The 2,254-nt window shown below is 71.7% G+C and carries 2 protein-coding genes; both read left to right on the top strand.

Going from position 1 to position 2,254, the window contains the following annotated elements:
* Nucleotides 1-181: 181 nt before the first annotated feature.
* On the top strand, nucleotides 182-1,411 hold the full coding sequence (locus tag NTW26_08335; GenBank protein ID MCX7022258.1) for a glycosyltransferase: 1,230 nt from the start codon (nucleotides 182-184) through the stop codon (nucleotides 1,409-1,411).
* A gap of 104 nt (nucleotides 1,412-1,515) precedes the next feature.
* The coding region (locus tag NTW26_08330) for a hypothetical protein (GenBank protein ID MCX7022257.1) at nucleotides 1,516-2,254 on the top strand (739 nt) is incomplete at its 3' end.

Here is a 2,254-nt window from a genome sequence, read left to right as displayed (position 1 = left end):
CGGCCCCCTCCCCCCTTTGGGGGGAGGGTTGGGGTGAGGGGTAAACCGGGCGGGTCTAAAGGTCCGCCCCTGCGTCATCGCAACCGGCGGGGCAATCCACGCCCCACAGATTCGGGCGCACCGTGCCACGCGCCCCCCTTTTTATTTATACTTGACCCCGTAATCCACCGACACGCACCCCATGCTCATCCTCCACTACCTCGAGGACCTGCTGCTCTCGGGCCCCCACCGGGGCACGGCGGAGGTGTGCGCCCGCCTGAAGGAACGTGGATTCCCCTGCGCCGCGGCCAGCCTCACCGGCGACGGCCCCGGCCGGGCGTACTTCGACGAGCGCGGCGTGGAGCTGCACCTCGTCGGCGGACCGGGCGATTCGGCCCTGGCGCTGGGGCTCAAGCTGGCGCGCCTGGCACGAAGGATAGGCGCCACCGCCCTCCACGGCCACCCAAACCGCATCCCGACCTGGATCGCCGGCCTCGCGTCCGGGCGACCGGCCTTCGTCACCTTCCACCGCTACGGCTTCGACTCACCTTGGGAAAAACGGCTGACCCGGCTCACCTCGCCCTTCATGGGCGGCTACGCCTGTGTCTCGCGCCGGGTCCGCGACTACGTGCTGGACGTGGACCGCGTCCACCCCAGCCGCGTGGCCCTGGTGCCCAACGGCCTGGATACGGAGCGGTTCCGGCCGGGGCTTTTTGAGAAGGAAGATGCCCGGCGGGGGCTCGGCCTCGGGCCGGGGGGGCCGGTGCTGGGCTACGTGGGCCGACTGGGGCACCGCAAGGGGCTGGACCACCTGCTGCGCGCCGCGGCGCGGATTCCCGACGCAATCGTGCTCCTGGCCGGGGCGGGATACCACGAGGAGCACCTACGGGACCTGGCCCGGGAGCTGGGCACGGGCGATCGGGTCCGGTTCCTGGGGAAAATCTCCGACCCGCGGCCGGTGTACGCCGCCTGCGACCTGGCGGTGGCCGTCGGGCGCGGCGAGAGCTTCAACCGGGGTATGGCCGAGCCGCTGGCGCTGGGCGTCCCGGCGGTGGGGCTGGCCCAGGGCGGCTGCGTGGAGATTCTGCCGCCCGAGGCGCGGGGGCTTTTAATTTTCGAATACTCCGACCGGGCGCTCGGTGAAAAAATCGGAAAACTCCTGGACGACCCCGCCCGGACCCGGGCCATGACCGACGCCGCCTCGCGTCACATCCGCGAAAATCACAGCCTGGAGGCGATGACCGAGGGCTACATCGAGCTTTACACGCGGGTCCTCATTCAGGGACGGCGACCGGCGGATTCGGGAAGGCCGCCGCGGGCGCCCCGCCTCCCCGGAGTGGAGGATCCCGACCGCACACCCCCCGCCGTGGACGGCGAGGGTTACGCCGGGCCGCACCTGGACCCCGGCCTGGGCGGCAAGAAGCTGCTGTAAAACGCCCCCGGCTTCCGGCCGAACGCCGACGCCGGTTTGACCATTCTTCGACGGGTATGATTCAGTCGGACAGGCATCTACCAAACAGCGGACCAAATAGACGCATGGAAGACCTCCGCCGCGAGCTCGAGCGCTTCATCACCCCGGGGCTGGCCCGCTACGCCCTTTCCGAGGCCGCCCGGATAGACGACCTCCTCGGCGAGCTGGGGACGCTGGAGCGCCGGTACCACACCCTGGCCCGGGCCTGGCCGCTGCGCTGGACCCTCACCGCCGAGGGCGACGGGCCGGTCCTCCTGGAGCCCGGAACGGCGCTGGTCTGCGCCCCGGCCGACGACGCCTACGAGACCGACGCCGCGGTGGCCGAGCTCCTCCTGGCCGCCCTGGAGGAGTACTCGGGACACCTTCTGGCCTGGGGCGGCGGGGTGCTGGTCGCCTTTTTCCCCGAGACGGGCAGCGACGCCCACATCTTCCGCGCCTGCCTGACGACCGAGCAGCTCATCGAGGAGCTGGACTCCCCGCCCCGGGTGGCCATCGCCGGGGGGAAGGGGGGCCTCTTCATCCTGGAGGCGCTGGGACGGTATCTGGCGCTGCCGGCGGGACAGGCGGTGGAGGAGGCGCTCCGTCTCCTGGCCCACACACCCGCCGGGCGGGCCTACCTCTCCGGCGAGCTGGCGGAGGTTGTCAGCGAGCGGTTCCAGGTCCGCCGGGAGGAGGGGTACTTCTCCCTGGGCTCCAAGGAGCGGGGCCGGCGGGTGATGCCGGCCCAGGTGGACGACCCCATCCCGGAGCCGCCGGAGAGGCTTCTGGACCGTCTGAGCCGGGCGGCGGCGGGCATGGAGCGTG

This window comes from bacterium, from assembly GCA_026398675.1.
Taxonomy (GTDB): Bacteria; RBG-13-66-14; RBG-13-66-14; order RBG-13-66-14; family RBG-13-66-14; genus RBG-13-66-14.
Note: the sequence above shows the minus strand (reverse complement) of the source record. Positions and strands in the feature narration are given on the sequence as shown.